This is a genomic window from Roseibium sp. (genome assembly GCF_039982295.1).
Lineage (GTDB): Bacteria > Pseudomonadota > Alphaproteobacteria > Rhizobiales > Stappiaceae > Roseibium.
On sequence record NZ_JBDWYP010000091.1, the window covers coordinates 177,952 to 204,667 of the forward strand.

The following is a 26,716-nucleotide window of genomic DNA, read 5'->3' on the forward strand; positions in this document are numbered from 1 at the left end:
TTAGCTTCCGCCTTCGAGAATAGTTTTGACTCGAAACGGTTTCAACTGAAGCCGATATACCAAACAGGTGGAGGTTACCTATGAAAATTACGAACCTAGCGCTCGGCGTAGCGATGCTTGCAGGCAGCATGGGCGCCGCAAGTGCTGCCGAGCAGCAGTTCATTTCCATCGGCACCGGCGGTGTCACTGGCGTTTACTACCCGACCGGTGGTGCTATCTGCCGTCTTGTCAACAAGACACGCAAGGAACACGGAATCCGTTGTTCGGTCGAATCGACCGGAGGCTCGATCTACAACATCAACACCATTCGTGCAGGTGAGCTCGAGTTCGGCGTTGCCCAGTCCGATTGGCAGTACCATGCCTACAACGGCACCTCGAAGTTCGAAGAGGCCGGTCCCTTCGAAAACCTTCGCGCCGTCTTCTCCGTTCATCCGGAGCCTGTCACGATTTTGGCACGTGCCGATGCCGGCATTTCCAACATCACTGACATCAAGGGCAAGCGTCTGAACATCGGTAACGCCGGTTCGGGTACGCGCGGTACGTGGGATGTTATTGAAGCTGCTCTCGGCTGGAGCCGCGACGATCTGAAGCTTGCTTCAGAGCTGAAGTCCGCAGAAACCGGTCAGGCGCTTTGCGACAACAAGATCGATGCCTATTTCTGGCTGGTTGGGCATCCGTCTGCGCTGACACAGGAGACGATCTCTTCCTGTGAAGCCGTGTTGGTCAATGCAACTGGTCCGGAAATCGAAGCACTGGTTGCCGAGCGTCCTTACTACCGGACCGCGACCATTCCGGCAGGCATGTACAACAACGAAGAAGACATCGTGACCTTCGGCGTTGGCGCTACCTTCGTGTCGTCTGCCGATGTGCCTGATGAGGTCGTCTATGTGCTTGTTAAGTCCGTCTTTGAGGACTTTGACAGCTTTACCAAGCTTCATCCGGCATTTGCCAACCTGAAGCCGGAAGAGATGATCCGCGACAGCCTCTCGGCTCCGCTGCATCCTGGCGCTGAAAAGTACTACAAAGAAAAAGGCTGGATGTAATTCAGCTTTCGGCCGGGTTGGCATTAATGCCTGCCCGGCCTTTTTGTTTTTAGAAAACCGTTTGCGGGACCGGTTTTTCCTCGTTGGGTGGGGCATAGCATGGCAGTAAATTCCAAGGATAAGAGCGGCGAAGTGGAGATTGATCTCCACGAATTGGTCGCTCAAAGTGACACGGGTGCGCGTAATCCCTCGGGTCCGGTTAAGACCTTTTTGGCGGCGCTTGCGCTGTTGTGGTCACTTTTCCAGCTTTATTACGCCTCGAATGTACCATTCATCCTGACGGATCTGATCGGGATCAACGTTACGTTGAACTCTGACGCCGCCCGCTCCATTCATCTGGCCTTTGCGCTTTTCCTTGCCAGCATGGCCTATCCGCTGTTCAAGTCGAGCCCGCGGGACTACATCCCCTGGTACGACTGGATTCTGGGTCTGCTCGGTGTCGCGGCCTGTATGTATCTGGTGGTGTTCAAGGATGCGATCTCGGTTCGCGCCGGTCTTCCCACAACTGCTGACCTGGCGATCTCGACGATCGGGATCATCATTGTCCTCGTCGCCACCTATCGGGCCCTGGGCCTGCCGCTGGTCATCGTTTCCAGCGTGTTCCTGACCTATGTCTTCTTTGGTGACCAGCCCTTTATCCCGGAAGTGATCCAGTGGAAGGGGGCTTCCTACGGCAAGGCCATGTGGCACTACTGGATGCAGACGGAGGGTGTGTTCGGCATCGCTCTCGGCGTCTCCGCCTCCATGATCTTCCTCTTTGTGCTGTTCGGCGCCATGCTGGACCAGGCAGGGGCCGGCAACTATTTCATCAAGGTGGCCTTTTCCCTGCTGGGACACTTGCGCGGTGGGCCGGCCAAGGCTGCCGTGGTGTCTTCTGCCATGTCAGGCATGATTTCCGGATCCTCCATCGCAAACACTGTAATGACCGGGACCTTCACGATTCCCCTGATGAAGCGGGTTGGCTTCAAGTCGGAAACAGCGGGCGCGGTTGAGGTCTCATCCTCCGTCAACGGGCAGCTGATGCCGCCAGTCATGGGCGCTGCGGCGTTTCTGATGGTCGAGTATGTCGGCGTTTCCTATCTGGATGTAGTGCGTCATGCGATTGTGCCCGCGTCGATCTCCTACATTGCGCTCCTGTACATCGTTCATCTCGAGGCGTTGAAGGCGGGCATGCAGGGCTTGCCGAAGCCGGGGCCTGCAAAGACCGTTATCCAGAGCCTGCTAGGTGTTCTGACCGGCTTCCTCAGTGTCGCCATTCTTGCAGCTGTCCTCTACTACGGGCTTGGCTGGACCAAAGCGATTTTCGGGGATGCGACCTTCTACGGTGTGGTTGGCATTTTCCTCATTACCTACCTTGCCCTCATTGTCGTCGCCTCCAAGCGGCCGGATCTGGAGCTGGATGACCCGGATGCTCCGATCGGGGCCTTGCCCGAGTTCATTCCGACGCTTCTGACAGGTCTTTATTATCTGCTGCCGATCATCGTCTTGGTCTGGTGCTTGATGATCGAGCGTTTCTCGCCCGGGCTTTCCGCCTATTGGGCGACCATCGGCATGATCTTCATTCTGCTCACCCAGAAACCTCTCAAGGCGATGCTCCGTAAAAGCGGCAATATTGCCGGTGAATGGCGTGACGGTGTGATCGATCTTGGTCAGGGCATGATTTCCGGTGCGCGCAACATGATCGGCATTGCGGTTGCGACCGGTGCGGCAGGCATCATCGTCGGAACCATCTCACTGACCGGTGCCCATCAGATTATTGGCGAATTCATCGAATTCCTGTCTGGCGGCAATCTGATTGCAATGCTGGTGCTGGTGGCCATCTTCTCGCTCATCCTGGGCATGGGTTTGCCGACAACCGCGAACTACATCGTGGTGTCGTCCCTGATGGCAAGCGTCGTAGTCGAGATCGGTGCGCAGAATGGTTTGATCATTCCATTGATCGCTGTGCATCTGTTCGTCTTCTACTTCGGGCTGATGGCGGATGTAACACCGCCCGTCGGCATGGCGTCCTTCGCGGCTGCGGCCATCTCGAAAGGCGACCCCATCCGGACCGGGTTCACGGCCTTCTTCTATAGCCTGCGGACCGTAGCCCTGCCGTTCCTGTTCATCTTCAACACTGATCTTCTTTTGATCGATGTCGGACCGGTGCAGGCGATATTCGTCTTCCTGGTGGCGACCGTTGCAATGATGCTCTTCGCGGCGGGCACACAGGGCTATTTCTTCGCCAAGAACAAGGCTTGGGAAGCGGTTGCCATCTTGCTGATTGCCTTCACGTTGTTCCGCCCGGGCTTCTGGCTGGATTACGTTCAGGCACCCTATGATCAGCTCGCGCCGACCGCGATCTTCGAAACCGCGGGCGATGCTCCGGATGGTGGAACCTTGAAGGTCAAGGTCAAGGGCCCTGATTTTGATAATGCAGACAAAATGATTGAAACCCTGGTCGAGCTTGAACTCGGCGCATCGGGAGACGGTGAGGGACGTGTGTCCAATGCTGGTCTCACGGTGCTCTTGGAGGGCGACAAGGCGATCATCGAAGAGCCTTTCCCGGGAACGCCGTTCTTTGAGCCGTTCCAGTCCTTCGACTTCTATGGAGACACACCTGTTGAGGTCGTTGAAGTTCGCCAGGAAGCCGAGCGGCTTCCCAAGGAAATCTTCTACATTCCTGCTCTCCTTCTGCTTGGGCTTGTGATTGCCTTGCAGAGGCGGCGCACCGATGTTCCGGCGTTTTAAGGGAGAGATCTGATGTACAAGTCCATACTGGTGCCGGTCGATCTGGCCGAGAACAGTTCCTGGAAAAAGTCCTTGCCCGTGGCTGAAGCCATGGCCCGCACCTTTCAGGCGGAGCTGCACCTGGTTGCAGTCGTACCTGATTTCGGAAAGTCCATTGTCGGAAGCTATTTTCCGAAGGATTTCGAGGGCGATGCGCTGAAGGCGGCTGGCGAGATGCTGAAAGCCTTCATTTCAGAAAATGTGGGCACCGAAGTTTCGGTAAAGGGGCATGTTGCCCACGGGACGATCTATGAGGAGATCAACAAGGCGGCAGACAAGCTTGGCTGTGATCTCATCGTTCTGGCGTCGCATCGTCCGGAGCTGAAGGATTACCTGCTCGGCCCCAATGCGGCCCGGGTTGTGCGGCATGCTGCGCAATCAGTGCTGGTGGTTCGGGACTGAACAGGCGCAATCGCGTCAAAGTGAAAATGCCTGCGACCAGACGCCTCTCGTAAAGGTGAGGCGTCTGTGTCTATCTTGGGTGGCCGGGTATCGTCTATGTAGGACTGAGAGGGCACTTCCCGTCACTGGGGCGTTGCTCCTGACCACCACTTGATAGAGATCTCTTCCAATGTTGCAGGATGTTACCATATGGGGCGCGGTGTTTGCCGGGCTCCTGTCTTTTGTGTCTCCTTGCGTTTTGCCGCTGGTCCCCCCCTATTTGGGCTTTCTTGCGGGCGTTTCTCTTGAGGAATTGACAGGCGAGGGTGACGACCGGGCTGCGTCTCGAAGAGTGTTCTTCGCAAGTCTGGCCTTCGTGGCCGGCTTCTCGACAGTTTTCGTCATCCTTGGAGCCAGTGCCAGTTTTCTTGGCCAGTTCATCACGCAGCATATCCAGTTTCTGGGCTATGTGGCCGGTGCCTTGATCATTGTTATGGGCCTGCATTTTCTTGGGATATTCCGGCTCGGACTGCTCTATCGGGAAGCGCGGGTTCATGTCGAGAAGAAGCCGGCAGGGTTTGTCGGAGCCTATCTCATAGGACTTGCCTTTGCCTTTGGCTGGACACCATGCGTCGGTCCAATCCTGGCCGCCATTCTTTTTGTCGCCGGCTCGGAAGATACTGTTTCCAAGGGTGCCATACTGCTTGGCGCCTACGCGATTGGGCTCGGCATCCCGTTCATGCTGGCCGCGACCTTCGCTGGCCCGTTCCTCGGGTTCATGAAGAAATTCCGCAAACATATGGGCATTGTGGAAAAGGCAATGGGCGTTGTTCTCGTTCTGACAGGCATTTTGTTCATCACCGGTCAGATGGCTGTGATGTCTTACTGGTTGCTCGAGACCTTCCCGGCATTTTCCTACATCGGCTAGATGATTTTTCGCAGGGGGGAGACACCCGTTTCGGTTTCAGTTTCCGGATGACGCGTCACGGCACCTGAAGACGGCGCGGCTCTTCCGGTAACGCACAATCTATTCCACCCGGATTTACGATCTATTTCGGGTGAAACGAGTGCTTTAGTTTGGTTCGTTTGAGTTGGATGCGAGAATCGGCAAGTTATCACCCAGGAAGAGAGCCGGGTGGCAGGTGTCGGTAATTTCCAGAAGTCCGAGACAGGCGACTGCCGCGTCCGCTGCATTTGCGAATGGCCCAACGAGAAGGTCGAACTTGCCAGCGGCCAAATCGGATGGTGCGAGCACAGGCCTAAGATCCAGCATGCGCTCCGAGTTTTCCTCCTTGAAGACCTCCCATGCCGCCGCGGCCGCAAGTGCCGTATCGTAACGACCGACAACCGCACCGAAATCAGTTCTGCCAACTGCTGCCTTGCCGCTTCCTATCGCCTTTCCAGCTGCTTCAGAGGGCTTGATGAGGAATGGTGTGGCAGCGCTCTGTACCTCGTCTGGCTTGGTGGGCAAATCCTGGACAGGATCGATTGAGCCCGTGGACAACGCGCTGTCATCAGCTTCCGGAAGAGCGACGATACGGACCGGTTCATGGTTCTTTACCGGCACGCTCGGTCTGTTCAGCCTTGGAAGTGATGTAAACGGTCCAAGACCTGTTTCCGGTGCCGGAACCACATCCACAGCGACAGCAGGTGTGGTCGCCGGTCGCACTACGACTGGCCGCTTTTCTGGCACAGGAGCCCTGGTTTCCGGCGCTGGCTCAGCATCTTTGGGGATCGCGGGGACAGGCTCGGGACCAACATTTGAAGTCACTGCCTCAGCACCGGCCGGAGCTTCAATCCGTTTTTCGAGAGCGGCGATCCGTCTGGAGTAAGCCAGATTCTGCTCGCTGAGCATGCTGAGCCGACGACGGAGGCCGACAAGTTCCCTTTGGAGCGTCTCGATCTGGGCCGCTTCCATCTGGCCCTCTGATGTGACCATCCGGCCATTCCTACTTGGAAGCACGCCCATCGAAACATCCTGACCGTTGACACCAATGGATGCAGTTGAACCGATAGGTCCGATCGGAGGAAGTGTGACACCAGCGTAGTGTTCAGCCGGACTTGAAGGGCCATTCGAAAAGTTGAAAGCTGCCAGGCCGAGACTGCCGAAAACGATGGCGGCGAATGCCCAAGACAGGACGAAGACGCGCTGAGGTGTCAGCGTGTCCGTTACGAGGTCCCGTGCGGATGTCTTGGCCATAGTTTCGGGCACGCGGTAGCGGTCCTGCTTCCTTGCGAATCTTGATCACGATCCTCGATATCAGACTTCAATTATAGTTAACGAACAAGAAAGAGTGCTGGTTCTCTCCGCAGTTCTTTCATTGTCCTGTGGATCGGGGCATACATGCGGTAGAAAACCGTCGAAGAGCTCTCAGGTTCTTTGATGCGGGCCGTCAATCGATGATCGGGAAACGTCAGAAATGTCTCAACGCAGCTTCTTGCCAATTGTTCTTGCCGCCGGCCTTGGAACGCGCATGCGGTCTGAAATGCCGAAGGTGATGCATGCAGTTGGCAATTTGCCGCTTGTCGGGCACGTGCTGAAGACTTTGAACATCGCCAAGGCCAATCGAATTGCGGTCGTCGTTGGGCCCGACATGAAGGCCCTGGAAGAGCTGGTTGGAACGTTGGCGCCTGATGCGAGCTGCCATCAGCAGACCGACCGGCTTGGCACTGCTCATGCAGCGCTCGCTGCGCGAAGCGTATTGGAGGTCCCTGCTGATGATGTTCTGGTCCTCTTCGGTGACACGCCGCTTGTGACTCCTGCGGCAATTTCCAAAGTCAGGGATCAATTGGCGGCGGGCGCTGATGTTGCAGTTCTCGGCTTTGAAGCGGCAAATCCTTTCGGCTACGGACGTCTTCTTGTTGAAAACGGAAAGCTTTTGGCGATCCGGGAGGAGAAGGATGCCAGCGAAGAGGAGCGGAAGGTCACGTTCTGCAATTCCGGCATCATGGGCTTTAACGGAAAGGTCGTACTGAACCTTCTGGACGCAATCGGCAACGACAACGCCAACGGTGAATTCTACCTGACAGATGCTCCGGAGATCGCGTCAAGACGCGGGCTCAAGGTCGTCGCGGTTACTGGTGATGAAGAAGAAGTTCAGGGTATCAACACGCGGGCACAGTTGGCCACTTGCGAGGCGGTATTCCAGAAACGGATGCGGCAGATGGCACTCGACAATGGAGTGAGCCTTCATGCGCCTGACACTGTCTATTTTTCTCACGACACTGAAATCGAGCCAGATGTCACCATTGAGCCGAATGTGGTCTTCGGACCGGGTGTTTCCGTCGAAAGCGGAGCGATCATCCGGCCCTTCAGTCACCTTGAGGGCGCAACGGTCGGCAAGGGCTCTACCGTGGGTCCTTACGCGCGGCTTCGGCCGGGGGCGAACCTTGCCGAAGGCAGCCACATCGGCAACTTCGTCGAGATCAAGAATGCATCCGTCGGCATTGGTGCAAAAGTCAATCATTTGAGCTACATCGGCGATGCCACCGTCGGTGAGAAGAGCAATATCGGCGCGGGCACCATCACGTGCAACTATGATGGTTTCGGCAAGCACAAGACCGAGATCGGCGCAGGCAGCTTTGTTGGCTCCAATTCAACACTTGTGGCACCGCTGGCCCTGGGCGAGGGGGTCTATGTGGCTGCAGGCAGTGTGGTAACCGAAGCCGTTTCCGACAATGCCCTCGTCATCGGGCGGGGGCGCCAGGTCGAAAAGAGCGGCCGGGCGGAGGAACTTCGGGCACGCTTCAAGGCGGCCAAGGCTGCCAAATCCTGATCGCTTCACTTCGCTCAGTGTCGAAGTTGCCGATTTGGCAAACCAAATCCTTACTCCTTCATGTCACGATCTGAAACAGGGTTTGATTTCAGTTCATTGTGCCGCGTCCGCTATGGGTGGGCGGCGTTTTCACGATCAAGGAATTTTTCTATGTGCGGGATTGTCGGCATTCTCGGATCCACTGATGTTGCGCCTCGGCTTGTTGATGCGCTGAAGCGTCTTGAGTATCGGGGCTATGATTCTGCAGGGGTTGCTGCGCTCGAAGAAGGTCATTTGGTCCGGCGCCGTGCCGAGGGAAAATTGCGCAATCTTGAAGCCGCACTTGAGAAGAAGTCTGTTGGGGGCACGTCTGGCATCGGTCATACCCGTTGGGCGACACATGGCAGTCCGAGTGTTGCCAACGCGCATCCGCATATGGCGGGTAGGGTCGCCGTTGTTCACAACGGCATCATCGAAAACTATTTGGAACTTCGTGAAGAGATCAGAGACGGCGGCGCCGACATTCTGACCGAGACCGATACAGAGGTCGTCGCACATCTTGTGAACGCCGAGCTCGCCAAAGGCCTTTCACCACAAGACGCGGCCGCCAAGGTGCTCCCAAGGCTAAAGGGGGCGTTTGCGCTGGCGTTTTTGTTCGATGGCGAAAATGATCTCCTGATTGGCGCGCGCAAGGGTTCGCCTTTGGCGGTCGGCCATGGCGATGGTGAGATGTACCTGGGATCAGATGCGATTGCGCTGTCTCCGTTCACCGACCGCATTACCTATCTCGAAGAGGGCGACTGGACCGTTGTCGACCGCTCTGGCGCGCGCGTGTTCGACGCCAACAACAATGAAGTCATCCGGCAAGAATCTCGTTCTTCAGTGACGGCAGCGCTGATGGACAAGGGGAATTACCGCCATTTCATGGCCAAGGAAATCCACGAGCAACCGGAAGTCATCGGTCATACCCTGTCGCGGTATATCGATCTTGGTGCGCGCAAGGTGGACGTTCCGGGCGCCGCCACCGTCGACTTCGCGAGCCTCAACCGAATTGTGATTTCTGCCTGCGGAACGGCTTACTATGCGGGGCTGGTCGCGAAATACTGGTTTGAGAAATACGCCCGTCTGCCGGTCGAAATTGATGTCGCTTCGGAATTTCGCTATCGAGAAACGCCAATCGGCCAGAACGAATTCGCGCTGTTTATTTCCCAATCCGGAGAGACGGCGGACACGTTGGCCTCGCTTCGATATTGCAAGGAAAATGGGGCCAAGATCGGCGCGGTCGTAAATGTGCCGGAGAGCACGATCGCGCGTGAGTCCGATGTTGTCTTTCAGACAATTGCTGGGCCTGAAATCGGGGTTGCCTCAACCAAGGCATTCACCTGCCAACTTGCGGTTCTGGCAGCCCTTGCCATCCATGCGGGCCGCTCTCGCGGCTTCGTGAGCAAGGATCTGGAGACGGAGTTGGTTGAGGCTCTCGGGGCGGTGCCCAGCCTGGCGGTTCAGGCGCTCAAGAGCGAGATCAAGATAGAGTCCCTGTCTCAACCTCTTTCGCGGGTCAGCGATGCACTCTATCTGGGCCGCGGAACCAACTTCCCGCTTGCAATGGAAGGCGCTCTGAAACTCAAGGAGCTGTCTTACATCCATGCTGAAGGTTACGCAGCAGGTGAACTCAAGCATGGTCCGATTGCGCTGATCGACGAGAACATGCCGGTCTTCGTCATTGCCCCGCACGATGGGGTTTACGAGAAGACTGTCTCCAACATGCAGGAAGTAGCCGCACGTGGCGGCCGCATTGTCCTCATCACGGATGAACGAGGCGCGGCTGAAAGTGGCGATGTCGCGCAGGACGTGGTGATCATGCCGGATGTGCATGAGATCGTTGCACCGATTGTCTATGCGCTGCCTGTGCAGATGATTTCGTATCACACCGCGGTCTTTATGGGGACCGATGTCGACCAACCGCGCAATCTCGCGAAATCTGTAACCGTTGAATAGGTATAGTGCTTTTCAATCAGCACTCTATCGCGGATATCTAAACTTCTTTGCTAGGATGATACTCGGGAAATTTGCTCCGAGCGCTAGCTTTCCGACCTGGGGTAGGAAGGTCTCGTGGCCACGTATAGGGCACAGGCACCGATCACTATCGCTGCGCTCGATGCCAGCCACAGTGGCGGCTGACTAGTTAGGAAAAAGGCTATGTAGCCAATGACCATGCCGCCAAGAGCAAACATCTTTGCCTTTGGCGGGATGACACCATGGTCGCGCCACGCTTTCACTGGCGGGCCGATGTGAGGATGGCCAAGGATTCTTGCTTCAAGTTCTGGCGACGAACGGGCAAAACAGGCCGCCGCAAGAATAAAGAATATAGTTGTCGGCAACAGCGGCAGCACAACACCGATCAATCCAATGAGGACGAAGCCTAAGCCAAGGATCTTGAAAGTCGTGCGCCGCAAAGGGCTGCCTCCAATTGGTGCAAATTAGCCAGTGAAACGCGCAAAATTTAGTGCCGTGGTGGGATACCGCAGCACACCTGAAGACATTATGTAGTTTACTCGGAGCGCGAATGCGATGGCGTTTCGACGCAGTTTGAGGATATTTGCATGAAGCGGGACCAGTCAGGCGATGAACAGGCGGCACATAGCGTGCCCAAGAGCCGGTTCGCGACGCGCTTGCGCAACTATTTTCTGACTGGATTGGTCATCACAGGGCCGATCGGGATCACGCTCTGGCTGACGTGGACATTCATTCAATGGGTTGATGGCTGGGTGAAGCCCATTGTCCCGCGTGCCTATAATCCGGAGACCTATCTTCCATTTCCGGTTCCAGGCCTCGGCCTCATTCTCGCGATATTGATCCTGACGATTGTCGGATTTCTCGCAGCGAACTTCCTCGGGCGCAGTCTTTTGTCCGTTGGCGAATCTCTGGTCAATCGTATGCCGCTGGTTCGCAATCTCTACAGCGGCTTGAAACAGATCTTCGAGACTGTTCTCGATGAGCGCAGCAATTCCTTTTCCAAGGCGGCGCTGGTGGAATACCCCCGTAAGGGACTTTGGGCGATTGTTTTCATTTCGACCGACACGAAAGGCGAAGTCGCGCGACGGCTCAAGGACAAGGCCGAAACGGTTTCTGTATTCCTACCCACAACGCCGAATCCGACCTCAGGCTTTCTGCTTTTCGTGCCCCGTGAGGACGTGATCGAGCTCTCGATGGGGGTCGAAGACGCAGCAAAGCTTGTCATTTCGGCCGGTCTGGTCAATCCGGACTACCCAGAGATCCTGGCGGACTACGTCGAAGACCCGCTGCCAGAGCAATCAGCGACCTGAGCCAGCGGCCGGTCAACCAGCGCGCAGCAATCGGATCGCTTCATCCCGGCCGAAGAGATACAGCAGGCAGCGCAACGCCGTGCCGCGCTCAGATTTGAGTTCCGGATCCGTTTCAAGAATGAGCCTTGCGTCGTCTCTGGCGACCTCCATGAGATCGGCGTGATCCTCCGCCCGTGCAATGCGGAAACCTGGTATCCCTGATTGGCGGGTTCCGAGGATTTCTCCGCCGCCGCGTAACTTCAGATCTTCCTCGGCGATCAGAAAACCGTCGTTGGTCTGACGCATGATGTTCAAACGCGCGCCCGCCGTTTCGCCAAGAGGTCCCTTGTAGAGCAAGACACAGGACGAGGGCTTGTCGCCGCGGCCAACGCGTCCGCGCAACTGATGAAGCTGGGCGAGGCCGAAACGCTCGGCGTGCTCAATCACCATGATTGTTGCGTCCGGCACGTCGACACCCACCTCGATCACCGTGGTCGCAACCAGGACACGCGTCTCACCCGATTTGAAAGCCTGCATGGCAGCGTCTTTTTCGTCAGCGTTCATGCGGCCATGGACGAGAGAAATGCGCTGTCGAAGTGCCTGTTCCAGGACACGATGCCTGTCCTCTACTGCTGCGAGGTCGATTTTTTCCGACTCTTCCACGAGAGGGCAGACCCAATAGACCTTCTGTCCGTCGGCGACTGCGGACCCGATGCGGCCAATGGTTTCCTCAAGGCGGTCCAACGAGACGGATACTGTCGTTATCGGCTTTCTGCCGGCGGGCTTGTCGGTCAAACGTGAGACGTCCATGTCTCCGAAGCAGGTGAGGACGAGGGTGCGCGGGATCGGGGTCGCAGTCATGACGAGTACATCGACCCCCTTGCCCTTTGAAGACAAGGCCAGGCGCTGATGGACGCCAAAGCGATGTTGCTCATCGACGACCACAAGCGCGAGATCCCTGAAGGTGACCTTGCCCTGAAAAAGAGCGTGAGTTCCGACAACAAGATCTATCTCGCCAGCGTCGAGTTTTTCCTGGGTAAGACGACGCTCTTTTGCGGTGTCCTTGCCGGTGAGCAGCGCGAGACGAATTCCCACCTTTTCGCAAATCGGGGACATGGAGGCGAAATGCTGGCGTGCGAGTATCTCGGTCGGGGCCATGAGCGCACCCTGCGCTCCCGTCTCGATCACCTGAGCCAGGGCTGCGAGCGCAACGACTGTCTTGCCGGAGCCAACGTCGCCCTGAAGCAGCCTCAGCATGCGGGTGGGTTCCGCCAGATCCTTGTTGATGTCGTCTATGGCCGCTGTCTGGCTGCTTGTGAGCGTGAAGGGCAGGGTCGAAATGACCTTGTACTGCAAGGTGCCCGAGGGCTCGCGGACGAGGCCGCCCAGTTGGCGCATGTTTGCGCGCACCAATGCGAGGGCAAGTTGGCTGGCGAGCAGCTCGTCATATGCAAGTCGCTGCAGGTAAACCGACTCAGCGGAAATATCCTGCTGTCCACGCGGCTGGTGCAGGACCGTGACCGCTTCGGCAAAATCCGGCCAGTGATTCTGGGTCTGATGAGCTTCGTTGAGCCACTCCGGCAATTTAGGCAGTCGGCTCACAGCCGCGACCATCGCTTTTTGCAGCGTTTTGGGAGATAGGCCGGCGGTCAGCGGATAGATCGGTTCCAGGGGAGGCATGGCGTCCGCTTCTTCCGGAGCCAGTACGTAGTCCGGGTGAACCATCTGGGGGCGTTCGTTGAACCACTCGACTTTTCCAGAGACGATTCTTCGCTCCCCAGTAGGGAACATCTTTTCCAGCCAGTCCCGGCGCGGATGAAAAAAGACGAAGGTGATCGACCCCGTGTCATCAAATGCGGTGATGCGATAGGGGGCCTTGCCTCCACGAGGCCCTGGCTGATGCCGGTCCACGGTGACATCGAGTGTGACGATGTCGCCGTTCTCCGAGTAAGCAATGCCGGGACGGTGACGGCGGTCGATGACGCTGTGCGGGATATGGAAAAGCAGGTCCGCGACGTTGGCTTCACGGTCCGGTTGGCTGGACACAAACGTGGTGAGCAACTTGGCAATCTTCGGGCCGATACCGGGCAAGGTCGACACGGAAGCGAACAGCGGATCGAGGACCGAAGGGCGCATGAGGACGGCAGGACTTTCGCTCGTGCCCGAAGGCATGGATTGGCGACAATGACTGACAGCCTTTGTGGCATGAAGTCGGCGATGTACGCAATATGTTCTCATTTTTCAGATGAGACGCTGACAGATCCGGGAAGGAGCGCTATATAGCGGCCAACAGTTCAAACTCTTCAACTTCTATGGACCTTTGCCATGAGCGGTACGCCTCCCGAGACGCCGGACGAATCTGCCCCTGCCGTTCGCGATGATCGGCGCAAGAGGATCATGTTCCGTTGCTGGCACAGGGGCATGAAGGAGATGGATCTGCTGCTCGGCGGTTTTGTCGAAGCGAGGATCGATACGCTTCGAGATGACGAGCTTGATGAACTGGAGCACCTGCTCACTGCGTATGATCAGGATCTTTACGCCTGGATGACAGGCCGAAAGCCTCTGCCGGCCGAGTGGGATGGCCCGCTTTACAGGTCGATCATCGCCTATCACGACGAGGCCATTGCCAAGGCCCGCTCCGTCAAAGCCGCCGACTAACACTCAAGTTTCGGCTGTTGCGACAGCCCAATCGTCGACAAGGAAGATGCCCGTGTTCGAAAGCCTGTTGAAAGACCGGGCCAACATCACGCTTGCCAGTGTGCCCGATGGCGCCGAGGCCTACGCTCTGGCCCGGATCCTGGCCGAGAGTGGGCAGAGCGGTCTCGCGATGGTCTTCATCGCCCGTGACGCCACGCGCATGCAGATGATCACCGAAGCGCTTCCTTTCTTCGATCCTGACATAGAAGTGCTTCAGTTACCCGCCTGGGACTGTCTGCCCTATGACCGGGTATCTCCCAACCCGGGGATCAGCGCGCGCCGTTTGCTGGCTCTCGGAGCGCTGGCAAAGGGGCTGCCCGACGACAAGAAGATCGTTTTGATGACGACGGTGAACGCTGCTGTTCAGCGTGTTCCCGACCGGGAATGGATGCGCAAACAGGCGCTTTCGATGGCGCCTGGCAACCGTGTCGACATGGCAGAGATTGCCAGCTGGCTTGAGATGAACGGTTTTTCCAGAACGCCGACTGTTCGTGAGACGGGCGAATATGCCGTTCGTGGTGGCATCGTTGACCTCTTCACACCCGGTTCTGAAGAGCCTGTGCGGCTTGACTTCTTCGGCGACACTCTGGAATCGATCCGTTCCTTTGATCCAGAGTCCCAACGGACCTCCAGGCAGCTTAAGCGACTTGATCTGGTGCCGATGAGTGAGGTCGTTCTTTCCGAAGATGCAATTTCGCGCTTCCGGCGGAGCTATCTGGCGAGCTTTGGTGCTGCTAGCCGCGATGACGTTCTGTACCAATCCGTTAGCGACGGACGGCGCTACGCCGGTATGGAGCACTGGCTTCCGTTGTTCCATGAGCGGCTGGAGACGCTGTTTGACTACGTTGGCGACGCACCAGTGGTGCTGGACGCAAAGGCCAACGACGTGGTGCGTGAACGGATTGATCAGGTTCAGGAGCATTACTCAGCGCGCGAAGAGGCGCGTGAAGCTGGGAAGTCTGCCGGCACCGTCCCTTACATGCCGATTGAACGGGCAGCGCTCTACCTTTCAGACAGCGAGTGGACTGGCAATCTAGCGGATGCTGCAAGCGCACTACTTGATCCGTTCACGCCGCCCCCAGGTTCCGGCAAGCAGGTTGTTGATCTTTCCGGCCGTCAGGGCAGGACATTTGCCGCGGAGCGCGCAGCCGGCGACGTCAATATATTCGATGCGCTGACCAATCATGTGAAAACTCTGCGACACGATGGCAGGCGGACGGTGATTGCCTGCTGGTCTGATGGTTCCCGAGACAGGCTCGGGCAGATCCTCAAGGACCACGGGCTTGGCGCGACAACCGAGGTTGATACACTCGAGGCTGCACGGGAACTCCCAAAAGGCACGACGGCTCTCTGCGTCCTGGGGATCGAACATGGCTTCGAGCTGGCTGACACTGCTTTCATCGGTGAACAGGATATTCTCGGCGATCGGCTGGTTCGCAAGAGCCGCAAGAAAGCCAAGGGTGCCAATGTCATCACGGAAGCGACCGGGCTTTCGGAAGGCGATCTCGTTGTTCATGTCGACCACGGTATCGGCCGCTTCATCGGGCTGAAGACCATCGAGGCGGTCGGCGCGCCCCATGACTGCCTTGAGCTGCAATATGCTGGCGGTGACCGGCTTTATCTGCCCGTTGAAAATATCGAACTTCTGTCACGCTATGGCTCTGAGGATTCCGAGGCGCAGCTGGACAAGCTTGGCGGCGGTGCCTGGCAAGCGCGCAAGGCCAAGCTCAAGAAACGCATTCTCGAAATTGCGGATGGGCTGATCAAGACGGCCGCAGCGCGCGCCTTGAAAACCGCGCCGGTCGTCGAGACCCCTGAGGGCGTCTATGACGAGTTTGCCACACGTTTCCCCTATGAGGAGACGGAAGATCAGCTGACGGCGATTGATTCTGTCTTCGATGACCTTGCCTCTGGGCGGCCCATGGACCGACTTGTCTGCGGTGATGTCGGTTTCGGAAAGACGGAAGTAGCTTTGCGCGCAGCCTTCGTCGCGGCGATGTCGGGCCGTCAGGTCGCTGTCGTCGTGCCCACGACGCTTCTGTCCCGGCAGCATTTCCGCACTTTCTCCGAGCGGTTTCATGGTCTGCCGATCAATGTCGCGCATGCTTCGCGTTTGGTGCCGACACGGGAGCTGACCCAAACGAAGAAGGGAATCGCCGACGGCTCGATCGACATCGTGATCGGCACACATGCCCTGCTTGGCAAGGCCGTCAGTTTTCGCGACCTTGGGCTTCTGATCATTGACGAAGAACAGCACTTCGGCGTCAAACACAAGGAACGCCTGAAAGAGCTCAAGTCGGACGTTCATGTGCTGACCCTTTCGGCGACACCTATCCCGCGCACGCTACAGATGGCTTTGACCGGCGTTCGGGAACTGTCTCTGATTGCCACACCTCCCGTCGACCGGCTCGCAGTGAGAACCTTCGTCTCGCCTTTCGATCCCCTTGTCGTGCGTGAAGCCCTCTTGCGCGAGCACTATCGCGGCGGCCAGAGCTTCTACGTTTGTCCGCGTCTTGCCGATATTGCAGATATTCGCGCGTTCCTGGAAGACAGTGTGCCGGAGCTAAAGGTGGCAGTCGCTCATGGTCAAATGCCTCCCGGCGAGTTGGAAGACGTGATGAATGCTTTCTATGAAGGCAAGTTCAATGTGCTTCTGTCGACGACGATTGTTGAATCCGGCCTCGACATTCCGACTGCCAATACATTGATCGTTCACCGGGCCGACATGTTCGGTCTGGCCCAACTCTATCAGCTGCGTGGCCGGGTCGGCCGGTCGAAAACGCGCGCCTATGCGCTCTTTACAGTGCCGGCGAACAAGACTTTGACGACGACGGCAGAGCGACGGCTCAAGGTTCTGCAATCTCTCGAGACACTTGGCGCTGGTTTTCAGTTGGCAAGCCATGATCTGGATATTCGTGGTGCCGGCAACCTTCTGGGTGAAGAGCAGTCAGGCCAGGTCAAGGAGGTCGGCTTCGAGCTTTACCAGCAGATGCTGGAAGAGGCGGTTGCCCGGCTCAAGGACGGTGGTGTCGAAGGGGAAGAACAATGGTCGCCGCAAATCAACATCGGTACGCCGGTGCTGATCCCGGAAGACTATGTCCCGGATCTTCAACTGCGGCTAACGCTCTACAGGCGCCTCGGAGACCTTACCGAGGCCGATGAAATCGATAGCTTCGGCGCTGAGATGATCGATCGCTTTGGGCCTCTGCCGGAAGAGGTTCAGCACCTCCTGAAAATTGTCTTCATCAAGGGGCTCTGCCGAAAGGCAAACATCGAGAAGGTGGATGCCGGGCCAAAAGGTGTCGTTATCACTTTCCGCAACAGCGAGTTTGCCAACCCGGCGGCGCTTGTCGCCTATATTGCCGAGCAAGGCGTTCTGGCGAAGATCCGGCCGGACCAGAAAGTGGTTCTTTCCCGCGATTGGCAGAAGACCGACGACCGCCTGAAAGGCACTGCAACGGTCCTGACCAAATTGGCGCGCCTGGCCGAAGCTGGATAGGCATCCCAAGCTGATATAGGCAACTTGGGATGTCGGACTTAGCCTCCGCGCCACCAGACCCAGAGTCTCTCCCAGATTGGAGATTTGTAGGCGTGATAGAATGCCTCCTCTTCGTCTGCCCGCTGTTGTGCTGACAGTGTGTTCCGTTCCTGATGAGCGCGGTGCATGTAAATCGTGAAATAGGGGTGCATGATGGAGCCTTTCAGGTGTCATCCATCACATCTATTAATCTCCATTTTTGAAGTGACATATCTCGATTAGTGGGTCATGTATTTCAATTATGAAAAGTCTAAGCTGGGATCTTTATCAGGACTTTATCGCAGTGGCCCGGAAGGGTGGTCTGAGCGCTGCTGCGTCGGCCACTGGAATGAGCGCCGCGACGCTTGGCCGACGAATGCTTGAGCTCGAGCAAGGTTTGGGCAAAGTGCTGTTTCACCGCAGTCCCAGCGGCTATGAGTTGACCGGCGATGGCCTTGCTCTGCTTGATCACCTCAAGGATCTCGAAGCCGCTGCTCGCAAAGTTGATTCATGGCAAGGCGTTTCAACCGGGAACGTCATCGTTCGCATAGCTGTCGGCACCTGGATAGCCCATTTGCTTTCGGAGAACTTTGAGGCGCTGAGAACCCTCAGGGATGATTTTCGGGTCGACCTGCGCATCGGCGAACAAAGGGCGGGTCTGGCCTTTCGCGAGAATGATATTGGCATCCGGGCGTTCGCGCCCGAGGAGACAAATCTCGCGTCTCGATTGACCGGATCTGTCGCCTATGCCGCTTATCGCGCAAGGAACAGCGCGGAATCCACACGCGATACCTGGCTGGCTGTCGCCGAGGACGACGCTGTTTCACCCTATCTGAGGTGGCCACATGAAAACCATCCAGACAAGGTGAGGGTGACCGTGAATCGGCCACGCAATCTCAAGGATCTCGCGTTGTCAGGGGCGGGGATTGCAGTCCTCCCGTGTCTTGCTGGAGATCTGGAGCCTGGCCTGGAACGGGCCGGGCCCGAAATCGCCGAGTTGCGCCATCAGCAATGGATCGTCATGAGCGACGACGACCGGCACCGGCGCGAAATTCGGACTGTCGTCAGCCGCCTGGCCCGTCTGATAAAACAGCACGGCGACCTTATCTCTGGTGCAAGGCCAAGCCGTTCTGTGTGACCCCGGACCTGAATGCTGGTTGGAACCTGTTGATTTTTACCGGGCAATTCTTCCACGGTCGTTTTGTTTCAACGGTCTTTTAACCAACGGGGTCCATCCTTACCTCAAGGCCAATTTGTGTTTCTAGTAGGGTCAATCCGTGTCCGCGACCACTCGCCAGCGTAAACAATCACCACTTCGTCGTTTGATCATTCCAGTTGCCGCTTTGTCGGTGCTCGCCTATTTCGGCTTTCACGCGCTGAATGGGGAATTGGGACTGGTGGGGCGCGCCCGTATCGAGCATCAGGTGCAGGATCTGCAGGCAGAGCTTGATGCGCTTGTTTCAGAACGGCAACATCTGGTTGCTCGCGTCAGCCTGCTTCGGCCGGAAAGTCTGGACCCGGATATGGTTGATGAGCGTGCCAGGCTCAATCTCAACCTTGTTCATGAAAACGACCTGACAATTCTGAGGCCGTCGGCAGTTCGAGCTCAAGTTAACTAGAAAAAAGTTTATTTGCGCAGCTTAACCAGATTTAGGTTTATTCTTATTTTCTCACTGAAATCAGCCGATTATAGGTTACAATCAGCCAATCTGTACGCGCTTGGATTGACAAGTGTTGCAGGTTAATTTCCGCTTGGTTTCCATAAGGGAAACGTCAGCCTGAGATGAGGGACATGGCCGCAGCGAAAAAGACAACTTCCGGTACAGGCGCACGAAGCGCCAGCCGGTCTCGTGGAGCCGCCAAACCGGCCGCTCCAGCGATCATCGAGTTCGACAAGGATCAAGAGCTTCACGCCTATCGTGAAATGCTTTTGATTCGCCGCTTTGAGGAGAAAGCCGGTCAACTCTACGGCATGGGCCTCATCGGTGGGTTCTGTCACCTCTACATCGGTCAGGAGGCCGTTGTCGTAGGGATGCAGATGGCCAAGATCGATGGCGACCAGATGATCACCGGCTACCGCGACCATGGTCACATGCTTGCAATGGATCTTGATCCCAAGGGCGTCATGGCCGAATTGACGGGTCGCCGGGGCGGTTTGTCGAAGGGCAAGGGCGGCTCCATGCATATGTTCTCTAAGGAGAAGCATTTCTACGGCGGCCACGGCATCGTCGGAGCACAGGTCTCGCTGGGAACTGGACTTGGATTTGCCAACCAGTACCGCGAGAACGGCAATGTCGCGATGGCATTCTTCGGAGACGGCGCCTCCAACCAGGGTCAGGTCTACGAGAGCTTCAACATGGCGCAGCTGTGGAAGCTGCCTGTTGTTTATGTCATCGAAAACAACAAGTACGGCATGGGAACAAGCGTCGAGCGGTCTTCCGCAACGACTGACCTTTCCCAGCGCGGTGCGTCGTTCGGAATTCCGGGCGAACAGGTCGATGGCATGGATGTTCGTGCTGTCATGGCTGCCTCGGAAAAGGCGCTGGAGCATTGCCGCAGTGGCAAGGGGCCGTACATCCTGGAGATGGTGACCTATCGCTATCGCGGCCATTCCATGTCTGATCCGGCCAAGTACCGCTCCAAGGACGAAGTCCAGAAGATGCGAACCGAGCATGATCCAATCGAACAGGTCCGCAAGCGGCTCATCGATGCGGGCTGGGCGTCGGAAGACGACCTCAAGTCCATGGACAAAGAGATTCGTGCAAAAGTTGCCGAAGCGGCCGAATTTGCACAGACCGATCCAGAGCCGGATGCCTCCGAGCTCTACACCGACATTCTGCTTTAAGGCGGGGGGAAACCATGCCGATTGATATCCTGATGCCGGCGCTGTCGCCGACGATGGAAGAAGGTAAGCTCGCCAAATGGCTGAAGGCCGAGGGCGATACCGTCTCCGCAGGCGATGTAATTGCCGAGATCGAAACCGACAAAGCGACCATGGAAGTGGAAGCCGTGGACGAAGGCACGATTGGGAAGATCCTGGTCGCCGAAGGCACAGACGCGGTAAAGGTCAACGAGAAGATCGCCATTCTGCTGGGCGAGGGCGAAGATGCCAGTGCGCTCGACGCTGCGGCCAGTGCACCGGCTGCGGCAGCACCTGCGTCCGCAGCAGAATCAACTGCAGCCGCGCCGGTCCCTGCTGCTCCGGTTGAAAGCAAGCCTGCCGACGATCCGGAAATTCCGGCCGGTACAGCCATGAAGTCATCGACGGTGCGCGAAGCCCTTCGCGATGCAATGGCCGAGGAAATGCGCAGTGACGGCGATGTTTTCGTCATGGGCGAGGAAGTTGCCGAATATCAGGGCGCCTATAAAATCACTCAAGGCTTGCTTGCCGAGTTCGGTGCGAAGCGCGTGATCGACACGCCGATCACGGAGCATGGTTTTGCCGGTCTTGGTGTCGGTGCTGCCATGGCAGGTCTGAAGCCAATCGTCGAGTTCATGACGTTCAACTTCGCCATGCAGGCGATTGACCAGATCATCAACTCAGCTGCCAAGACGCTCTACATGTCAGGTGGCCAGATGGGCGCGCCGATTGTGTTCCGTGGTCCCAATGGTGCCGCCGCACGCGTTGGCGCACAGCACAGCCAGGACTATGCGGCATGGTATGCTCATGTGCCTGGTCTCAAAGTTGTTCAGCCTTATTCCGCAGCTGATGCGAAGGGTCTGCTCAAGGCGGCTATCCGCGACTCTAACCCGGTGATCTTCCTGGAGAACGAAATTCTCTACGGACAATCTTTCGAGATTCCGGACATGGACGATTTCGTCACGCCGATCGGCAAGGCGAAGATCGAGCGCGAAGGCACAGATGTCACGATCGTGTCCTGGAGCATCGGCATGACCTATGCGCTCAAAGCTGCTGACGAGCTGGCCGGCATGGGTATCTCTGCCGAGGTGATCAACCTTCGGACCATCCGCCCGCTGGACATCGACACGATCCTGGCTTCTGTCCGCAAGACAGGCCGCATCGTAACGGTAGAAGAAGCCTACCCGATGTGTTCGGTCTCGTCCGAAATTGCGTTCCAGGTTCAGGAAAAGGCGTTCGATTACCTCGATGCCCCGATCCTGCGTGTCACGGGCAAGGATGTGCCCATGCCTTACGCAGCGAACCTTGAGAAGTTGGCGCTACCGAACGTTGGCGAAGTCATCGACGCGGTCAAGGCCGTCACCTACACGGCTTAAGGCGAGGGAACGGACATGCCTATCAATATAACGATGCCGGCTCTTTCCCCGACCATGGAAGAGGGCAACCTGGCCAAATGGCTGGTGAAAGAAGGTGACACGGTTTCCGCTGGCGATGTCATTGCGGAAATCGAGACTGACAAGGCGACCATGGAAGTGGAAGCCGTCGACGAGGGCAAGGTCGGCAAGATTGTAGTGCCGGAAGGCACCAACGGCGTGAAGGTCAACGAGCTGATCGCTGTGCTTCTTGAAGATGGCGAAGACGCCAGTGCAATAGGATCAGCTCCGGCAGCACCTGCTGCACCAGAATCTGCGTCCGCACCTGCAGCTGAAGCTCCTGTCGCAGCAGCCCCGGCGTCTGCGGCACCGGCTGGTCCGGCACCCAAGGCAGCAGATGGCAACCGGATCTTCTCCTCGCCGCTTGCACGCAGACTTGCTCAGCAGGGTGGTCTTGAGCTCACGGCTATTTCAGGGTCCGGACCTCACGGCAGGATCGTCAAGCGCGACGTTGAAGCGGCAATTGCCTCTGGTACCGGCAAGGCCGCTGCGGCTCCTGCTGCAGACGCACCTAAGGCGGCTGCTTCGGCGATGCCAAGCGGGCCGTCCAGTGATCAGGTTCTCAAGCTGTTCGAGGACGGCTCCTACGATCTGGTTCCGCACGACGGTATGCGCAAGACCATCGCCAAGCGCCTGCAGGAGTCCAAGCAGACCATTCCGCATTTCTACGTCTCTGTAGACTGCGAGCTGGATGCGCTTCTGGCTCTTCGTGCCCAGCTCAACGGCGCGGCACCGAAAGACGGTGACGGCAAGCCTGTCTACAAGCTCTCGGTCAACGACATGACCATCAAGGCGCTGGCCCTGGCGCTGCGCGATGTTCCGGATGCGAATGTGTCCTGGACAGACGAAAACATGGTCAAGCACAAGCACGCTGACGTCGGCGTTGCCGTATCAATTCCAGGCGGTCTGATCACTCCGATCATCCGCAGCGCGGAATTGAAGCCTCTCTCGGTCATCTCGAATGAGATGAAGGACATGGGCGCACGTGCAAAGGCCAAGAAGCTGAAGCCGGAAGAGTACCAGGGCGGCACCACCGCCGTGTCCAACATGGGCATGATGGGCGTCAAAGACTTCTCAGCTGTGGTCAATCCTCCGCACGCAACAATTCTTGCGGTCGGTGCCGGTGAGAAGCGGCCTGTGGTCAAGGACGATGCCCTGGCCATTGCAACGGTGATGACGGTGACATTGTCTACCGATCACCGCTGCGTCGACGGCGCGCTTGGCGCTGAACTTCTGGCAGCCTTCAAGGGCTACATCCAGAATCCGATGAGCATGCTCGTCTAAGAATGGAATGAGCTGGCGCGGGCCTTGGCTGCCCGCGCCGCGGTTCTCCTGAAATTCAAGGAATTTACGATGGCTGGCACTTCCTATGACGTCATCATTGTCGGGTCCGGACCGGGCGGTTATGTGACCGCGATCCGCGCAGCTCAGTTGGGTCTGAAGACCGCAATCGTCGAGCGCGAACATCTGGGCGGCATCTGTCTGAACTGGGGCTGCATTCCGACAAAGGCGCTCCTGCGGTCTGCCGAAATTCTCGATCACGCCAACCATGCCAAGAGCTATGGTCTGACGCTTGAAGGCAAGATGACAGCCGATGTCAAAGACGTCGTGGCAAGATCAAGGGGTGTTTCCGCTCGGCTCAACGGCGGCGTCGGCTACTTGATGAAGAAGAACAAGATCGATGTGATCTGGGGCGAGGCGAAACTCACCAAACCGGGTGAGATCGTCGTCGTCAAGTCTTCAAAGCCAGCAGTTCAACCTCAAAACCCGGTGCCCAAGGGCGTTCTGGGTGAGGGGACTTACGCCGCCAAGCACATCATCGTCGCGACAGGTGCGCGTCCTCGTGCGCTGCCGGGCATCGAACCGGACGGCAAGCTGATCTGGACCTATTTCGAGGCGATGAAGCCGGATGTGATGCCGAAGTCCATGGTCGTCATGGGATCAGGAGCGATCGGCATCGAATTCGCGTCGTTCTACGTCTCCATGGGCGTCGATGTGACTGTGGTCGAGCTGATGTCACAGGTCATGCCGGTTGAAGACGAGGAAATCTCCAAGATTGCCCGCAAGGCACTTGAAAAGCGCGGCATGAAGATCATCACGGAAGCGAAGGTTTCCAAGGTCGACAAAGCTGCGAACTCGATCACGGCGCATGTCGAGACCAAGGACGGAAAGGTTCAGCAGATCACAGCGGATCGCCTGATCTCGGCGGTCGGCGTTCAGGGCAATATCGAAAACCTCGGTCTTGAAGCTCTCGGTGTGAAAACCGATCGTGGCTGCGTGGTCATTGACGGCTATGGCAACACCAACGTTCCTGGCGTTTACGCCATTGGCGACGTTTCCGGTCCGCCTATGCTGGCGCACAAGGCTGAGCACGAAGGCGTTGTCTGCATCGAGAAGATTGCAGGCTTGCCGAATGTACATGCCATGGACAAGAGCAAGATCCCCGGCTGTACCTATTGTAATCCCCAGGTCGCATCGGTCGGCCTTACGGAAGCCAAGGCCAAGGCCGAAGGGCGTGATATTCGTGTCGGCCGTTACTCCTTCAACGCCAACGGCAAGGCGATTGCCCTCGGCGAGGACAACGGCATGATCAAGACCATCTTCGACAAGAAGACCGGCGAATTGATCGGCGCGCATATGGTTGGCGCAGAAGTCACAGAGTTGATTCAGGGCTTTGTTGTCGCCATGAACCTGGAGACGACCGAAGAAGAACTGATGCACACGATCTTCCCGCATCCGACCCTTTCGGAGATGATGAAGGAAAGCGTGCTTGATGCCTACGGCAAGGTTCTGAACGCCTAGAAACGGGCTGATTACGGTGTCCGGTTTCGGCCACCGTCGTGCGTACGTGGTTGCTATGCAGATGGTCGGAAGTCATGCCGATCGATTTCAGTTGGTCGCGGAGGGAATACTGAAATGGACATCAAGAATATTCTGGTCTGGTGTGTGATCGGCCTCGTTGCAGGCTGGCTTGCAAGTGTCTTCGTCGGCGGCGGCGGTTTGGTGCGTTACCTGCTGACCGGTTTGATCGGCGCATTCGTTGGCGGATTCCTTGTCAACGTGACCGGCATCAACATCAACCTCGGCAATCCGTGGGTAAACCAGATCGTGGTCGCCGCCATTGGGGCGATTGTCGTTGTGGTCGTCGCCCGTATTCTTGCCTGACCTGGGCTGGCGGGTGACTGCAGTGCCATCGGAAGTCTGAGGTGATCGCATGAGCTTCATATTCTGGATCATCATTGGCCTGATTGCCGGGGCCGTTGCCCATCGGGTTCTGAACAGCCGTGGCGGGTTCTTCGGCAGCCTGGTGGTGGGCCTCCTGGGTGCTTTGGTTGGCGGCGAGCTGGCTCATATCTTTCGCCTGAATGTGACCGGCGGGCTGCTGGATCAGTTGGTGGTCTCGACCCTTGGCGCGATCCTGTTCCTTTACCTCTGGAAAAAGGTCTTCAACTAGGTCTGACCAAGGTACTTGGACATGAAGAACGGAACACGATGGCATCGGACGACCAGCTCGCAGCCTTTCCTGTCCACAGCGCGGACAAGCTACGCTATTGCGACAGCGACCCTCAGGGGCACGTCAACAACTCGGTCTTTTCGACATTTCTTGAAACGGGCCGTGTGGACATTCTGTACCGCGGCGAAAGGCGGATCGTTGACGACGGCTGTGCCTTTGTCATCGCACGCCTGGAGATGGACTTCCGCTCGGAGTTGAAATGGCCGGGAACAGTCGAGATCGGAACGCGTATTCAGAAGATCGGACGGACTTCCATTACCCTGGAGCAGGCAATCTTCCAAAATGATGCGCTTGCAGCTTCCGCGCTGTCCGTTGTCGTTCAGATGAACCAGATGGAAAGAACTCCGCAGCCATTGTCTGAGGCAGCACGGAAGCGGCTCGTCTGCTTGCAGAGCTTGCCCTCCGGCGCATAGCCGTCATGCGAAAGAAGGCTTGACCTTTTTCAACAAGAGCGACACTTAGATCTCATGGTTACGATCGTAGACACCTTGTCGAAAAACGCTGATACGCGTGAGGCCCGCCCCCGGCATCCGGAGAAGGCCCATCGGCCTGACAATCCGGTTCAGCGGAAACCAAAGTGGATCCGTGTCAAGGCTCCGACTTCGCCAGTCTACCGCGAAACGCAGGACCTTGTTCGCAAGAATGGTCTGGTGACTGTCTGCGAAGAAGCCGGGTGTCCGAACATCGGTGAGTGCTGGTCGAAGAAGCACGCCAGTTTCATGATCCTGGGTGATACCTGTACGCGGGCTTGTGCATTCTGCAACGTGCGCACCGGCATGCCGGGTGCGGTCGATCCCAAGGAGCCGGCCTCCATCGGTGACGCGGTTGCCCGGATGGGGCTTGAGCATGTGGTGATCACCTCGGTCGATCGTGACGATCTGGATGATGGCGGTGCCGGACACTTTGCCGATGTCATCAAGGCCATTCGCGACCAGTCACCAAAGACGACTGTCGAGGTGCTGACACCCGATTTTCTTCGCAAGGATGGCGCGATCGAGACCGTCGTTGAAGCAAGGCCGGATGTCTTCAACCACAATATGGAGACGGTTCCGTCGAAGTATCTGAAGGTCCGCCCTGGCGCACGCTATTTCCATTCCATTCGGCTGCTTCAGAAGGTCAAGGAACTCGATCCGGCAATGTTTACCAAATCCGGGATCATGGTCGGGCTTGGAGAAGAACGGAACGAAGTGCTTCAGCTGATGGATGACCTGCGGGTCGCCGACGTGGATTTCCTGACCGTTGGCCAATACCTCCAGCCATCGAAGAAACACCATCCGGTTTTGTCATTCGTGACGCCTGAGGAATTCAAAGGCTACGAACGAATTGCATATGCCAAGGGTTTCCTGAAGGTTTCCGCCAGCCCGCTGACGCGGTCCTCTCACCATGCCGGTGAGGATTTTGCCGATCTCAAGGCCGCCCGCCTTGCCAAGATTGGCCATTGA

Annotated in this window: 22 protein-coding genes; 19 read left to right on the forward strand and 3 right to left on the reverse strand. The window is 57.3% G+C overall.

The window, feature by feature from the left end; translation table 11 throughout:
• The first annotated feature begins 80 nt into the window (after window positions 1–80).
• The 4 genes from ABJZ52_RS19885 (at window position 81) to ABJZ52_RS19900 (ending at window position 5,121) form a co-directional block, all read left to right on the forward strand.
• A complete protein-coding gene (locus ABJZ52_RS19885) occupies window positions 81–1,043 on the forward strand; it encodes a TAXI family TRAP transporter solute-binding subunit (protein ID WP_348187312.1) in 963 nt (320 codons plus the stop codon).
• A gap of 99 nt (window positions 1,044–1,142) precedes the next feature.
• Window positions 1,143–3,773, forward strand: a complete 2,631-nt coding sequence (locus ABJZ52_RS19890) for a TRAP transporter permease (RefSeq protein ID WP_348193006.1) — start codon at window positions 1,143–1,145, stop codon at window positions 3,771–3,773.
• Between the two features lie 12 nt (window positions 3,774–3,785).
• Entirely contained in the window at window positions 3,786–4,214 is a 429-nt protein-coding gene (locus tag ABJZ52_RS19895) for a universal stress protein (protein ID WP_348193009.1), read from the forward strand.
• A gap of 169 nt (window positions 4,215–4,383) precedes the next feature.
• Window positions 4,384–5,121: a cytochrome c biogenesis protein CcdA gene (locus ABJZ52_RS19900; RefSeq protein WP_348193012.1), complete on the forward strand. Its 738-nt coding sequence runs from the start codon at window positions 4,384–4,386 to the stop codon at window positions 5,119–5,121.
• Window positions 5,122–5,265: 144 nt separating this feature from the next.
• Here the strand turns inward: ABJZ52_RS19900 and ABJZ52_RS19905 are convergent, their stop codons facing one another.
• The gene (locus ABJZ52_RS19905; RefSeq protein WP_348193015.1) at window positions 5,266–6,405 is read right to left on the reverse strand and encodes a hypothetical protein; all 1,140 of its coding nucleotides are present in this window, start codon (window positions 6,403–6,405) and stop codon (window positions 5,266–5,268) included.
• Window positions 6,406–6,613: 208 nt separating this feature from the next.
• On the opposite strand from ABJZ52_RS19905, the gene glmU reads away from it, so the two are divergent.
• Together glmU and glmS are read left to right on the forward strand one after the other, a co-directional pair.
• Window positions 6,614–7,969, forward strand: coding sequence for a bifunctional UDP-N-acetylglucosamine diphosphorylase/glucosamine-1-phosphate N-acetyltransferase GlmU (gene glmU / locus ABJZ52_RS19910; protein ID WP_348193018.1), 1,356 nt, complete (start codon window positions 6,614–6,616; stop codon window positions 7,967–7,969).
• Between the two features lie 150 nt (window positions 7,970–8,119).
• The gene (gene glmS / locus ABJZ52_RS19915; protein ID WP_348193021.1) at window positions 8,120–9,946 is read left to right on the forward strand and encodes a glutamine--fructose-6-phosphate transaminase (isomerizing); all 1,827 of its coding nucleotides are present in this window, start codon (window positions 8,120–8,122) and stop codon (window positions 9,944–9,946) included.
• 83 nt (window positions 9,947–10,029) lie between these two features.
• Here the strand turns inward: glmS and ABJZ52_RS19920 are convergent, their stop codons facing one another.
• A complete protein-coding gene (locus ABJZ52_RS19920) occupies window positions 10,030–10,404 on the reverse strand; it encodes a YbaN family protein (protein WP_348193024.1) in 375 nt (124 codons plus the stop codon).
• A 147-nt stretch (window positions 10,405–10,551) separates the two neighbouring features.
• Here ABJZ52_RS19920 and ABJZ52_RS19925 point away from each other — a divergent pair, with 147 nt between their 5' ends.
• Window positions 10,552–11,274 (forward strand): DUF502 domain-containing protein, encoded by a 723-nt coding sequence (locus tag ABJZ52_RS19925; RefSeq protein ID WP_348189851.1) that lies wholly within the window; start codon window positions 10,552–10,554, stop codon window positions 11,272–11,274.
• Window positions 11,275–11,286: 12 nt separating this feature from the next.
• Here the strand turns inward: ABJZ52_RS19925 and recG are convergent, their stop codons facing one another.
• On the reverse strand, window positions 11,287–13,389 hold the full coding sequence (gene recG, locus ABJZ52_RS19930; RefSeq protein ID WP_348189849.1) for an ATP-dependent DNA helicase RecG: 2,103 nt from the start codon (window positions 13,387–13,389) through the stop codon (window positions 11,287–11,289).
• Between the two features lie 189 nt (window positions 13,390–13,578).
• Between recG and ABJZ52_RS19935 the strand changes: the two genes are divergently transcribed.
• The 12 genes from ABJZ52_RS19935 (at window position 13,579) to lipA (ending at window position 26,716) form a co-directional block, all read left to right on the forward strand.
• The gene (locus tag ABJZ52_RS19935) at window positions 13,579–13,911 is read left to right on the forward strand and encodes a succinate dehydrogenase assembly factor 2 (protein WP_348193028.1); all 333 of its coding nucleotides are present in this window, start codon (window positions 13,579–13,581) and stop codon (window positions 13,909–13,911) included.
• Between the two features lie 52 nt (window positions 13,912–13,963).
• Window positions 13,964–17,449, forward strand: a complete 3,486-nt coding sequence (gene mfd, locus ABJZ52_RS19940; protein ID WP_348193031.1) for a transcription-repair coupling factor — start codon at window positions 13,964–13,966, stop codon at window positions 17,447–17,449.
• Window positions 17,450–17,729: 280 nt separating this feature from the next.
• The gene (locus ABJZ52_RS19945; RefSeq protein ID WP_348193034.1) at window positions 17,730–18,605 is read left to right on the forward strand and encodes a LysR family transcriptional regulator; all 876 of its coding nucleotides are present in this window, start codon (window positions 17,730–17,732) and stop codon (window positions 18,603–18,605) included.
• Between the two features lie 139 nt (window positions 18,606–18,744).
• Window positions 18,745–19,086, forward strand: coding sequence for a septum formation initiator family protein (locus ABJZ52_RS19950; protein ID WP_348193037.1), 342 nt, complete (start codon window positions 18,745–18,747; stop codon window positions 19,084–19,086).
• Window positions 19,087–19,259: 173 nt separating this feature from the next.
• Window positions 19,260–20,312: a pyruvate dehydrogenase (acetyl-transferring) E1 component subunit alpha gene (gene pdhA / locus ABJZ52_RS19955; RefSeq protein WP_348193040.1), complete on the forward strand. Its 1,053-nt coding sequence runs from the start codon at window positions 19,260–19,262 to the stop codon at window positions 20,310–20,312.
• 14 nt (window positions 20,313–20,326) lie between these two features.
• Complete coding sequence (locus tag ABJZ52_RS19960; protein WP_348193043.1) at window positions 20,327–21,703, forward strand: pyruvate dehydrogenase complex E1 component subunit beta; 1,377 nt, start codon at window positions 20,327–20,329, stop codon at window positions 21,701–21,703.
• Window positions 21,704–21,718: 15 nt separating this feature from the next.
• On the forward strand, window positions 21,719–23,044 hold the full coding sequence (locus ABJZ52_RS19965) for a pyruvate dehydrogenase complex dihydrolipoamide acetyltransferase (RefSeq protein WP_348193046.1): 1,326 nt from the start codon (window positions 21,719–21,721) through the stop codon (window positions 23,042–23,044).
• Window positions 23,045–23,113: 69 nt separating this feature from the next.
• A complete protein-coding gene (gene lpdA, locus ABJZ52_RS19970) occupies window positions 23,114–24,562 on the forward strand; it encodes a dihydrolipoyl dehydrogenase (RefSeq protein WP_348193049.1) in 1,449 nt (482 codons plus the stop codon).
• A 114-nt stretch (window positions 24,563–24,676) separates the two neighbouring features.
• Window positions 24,677–24,925: a GlsB/YeaQ/YmgE family stress response membrane protein gene (locus ABJZ52_RS19975; protein WP_153769135.1), complete on the forward strand. Its 249-nt coding sequence runs from the start codon at window positions 24,677–24,679 to the stop codon at window positions 24,923–24,925.
• 49 nt (window positions 24,926–24,974) lie between these two features.
• Window positions 24,975–25,214, forward strand: a complete 240-nt coding sequence (locus tag ABJZ52_RS19980) for a GlsB/YeaQ/YmgE family stress response membrane protein (RefSeq protein ID WP_348193052.1) — start codon at window positions 24,975–24,977, stop codon at window positions 25,212–25,214.
• 38 nt (window positions 25,215–25,252) lie between these two features.
• Window positions 25,253–25,687 (forward strand): thioesterase family protein, encoded by a 435-nt coding sequence (locus ABJZ52_RS19985; protein ID WP_348193055.1) that lies wholly within the window; start codon window positions 25,253–25,255, stop codon window positions 25,685–25,687.
• A gap of 54 nt (window positions 25,688–25,741) precedes the next feature.
• A complete protein-coding gene (gene lipA, locus ABJZ52_RS19990) occupies window positions 25,742–26,716 on the forward strand; it encodes a lipoyl synthase (protein ID WP_348193057.1) in 975 nt (324 codons plus the stop codon).

What these genes read in the sequence shown, in the direction of transcription:
- ABJZ52_RS19885 (WP_348187312.1), top strand. Translation starts at nt 81, where the DNA reads ATGAAAATTACGAACCTAGCGCTCGGCGTAGCGATGCTTGCAGGCAGC.
- ABJZ52_RS19890 (WP_348193006.1), top strand. Translation starts at nt 1,143, where the DNA reads ATGGCAGTAAATTCCAAGGATAAGAGCGGCGAAGTGGAGATTGATCTC.
- ABJZ52_RS19895 (WP_348193009.1), top strand. Translation starts at nt 3,786, where the DNA reads ATGTACAAGTCCATACTGGTGCCGGTCGATCTGGCCGAGAACAGTTCC.
- ABJZ52_RS19900 (WP_348193012.1), top strand. Translation starts at nt 4,384, where the DNA reads ATGTTGCAGGATGTTACCATATGGGGCGCGGTGTTTGCCGGGCTCCTG.
- glmU (WP_348193018.1), top strand. Translation starts at nt 6,614, where the DNA reads ATGTCTCAACGCAGCTTCTTGCCAATTGTTCTTGCCGCCGGCCTTGGA.
- glmS (WP_348193021.1), top strand. Translation starts at nt 8,120, where the DNA reads ATGTGCGGGATTGTCGGCATTCTCGGATCCACTGATGTTGCGCCTCGG.
- ABJZ52_RS19925 (WP_348189851.1), top strand. Translation starts at nt 10,552, where the DNA reads ATGAAGCGGGACCAGTCAGGCGATGAACAGGCGGCACATAGCGTGCCC.
- recG (WP_348189849.1), bottom strand. Translation starts at nt 13,389, where the DNA reads ATGCGCCCTTCGGTCCTCGATCCGCTGTTCGCTTCCGTGTCGACCTTG.
- ABJZ52_RS19935 (WP_348193028.1), top strand. Translation starts at nt 13,579, where the DNA reads ATGAGCGGTACGCCTCCCGAGACGCCGGACGAATCTGCCCCTGCCGTT.
- ABJZ52_RS19945 (WP_348193034.1), top strand. Translation starts at nt 17,730, where the DNA reads ATGAAAAGTCTAAGCTGGGATCTTTATCAGGACTTTATCGCAGTGGCC.
- pdhA (WP_348193040.1), top strand. Translation starts at nt 19,260, where the DNA reads ATGGCCGCAGCGAAAAAGACAACTTCCGGTACAGGCGCACGAAGCGCC.
- ABJZ52_RS19960 (WP_348193043.1), top strand. Translation starts at nt 20,327, where the DNA reads ATGCCGATTGATATCCTGATGCCGGCGCTGTCGCCGACGATGGAAGAA.
- ABJZ52_RS19965 (WP_348193046.1), top strand. Translation starts at nt 21,719, where the DNA reads ATGCCTATCAATATAACGATGCCGGCTCTTTCCCCGACCATGGAAGAG.
- lpdA (WP_348193049.1), top strand. Translation starts at nt 23,114, where the DNA reads ATGGCTGGCACTTCCTATGACGTCATCATTGTCGGGTCCGGACCGGGC.
- ABJZ52_RS19975 (WP_153769135.1), top strand. Translation starts at nt 24,677, where the DNA reads ATGGACATCAAGAATATTCTGGTCTGGTGTGTGATCGGCCTCGTTGCA.
- ABJZ52_RS19980 (WP_348193052.1), top strand. Translation starts at nt 24,975, where the DNA reads ATGAGCTTCATATTCTGGATCATCATTGGCCTGATTGCCGGGGCCGTT.
- ABJZ52_RS19985 (WP_348193055.1), top strand. Translation starts at nt 25,253, where the DNA reads ATGGCATCGGACGACCAGCTCGCAGCCTTTCCTGTCCACAGCGCGGAC.
- lipA (WP_348193057.1), top strand. Translation starts at nt 25,742, where the DNA reads ATGGTTACGATCGTAGACACCTTGTCGAAAAACGCTGATACGCGTGAG.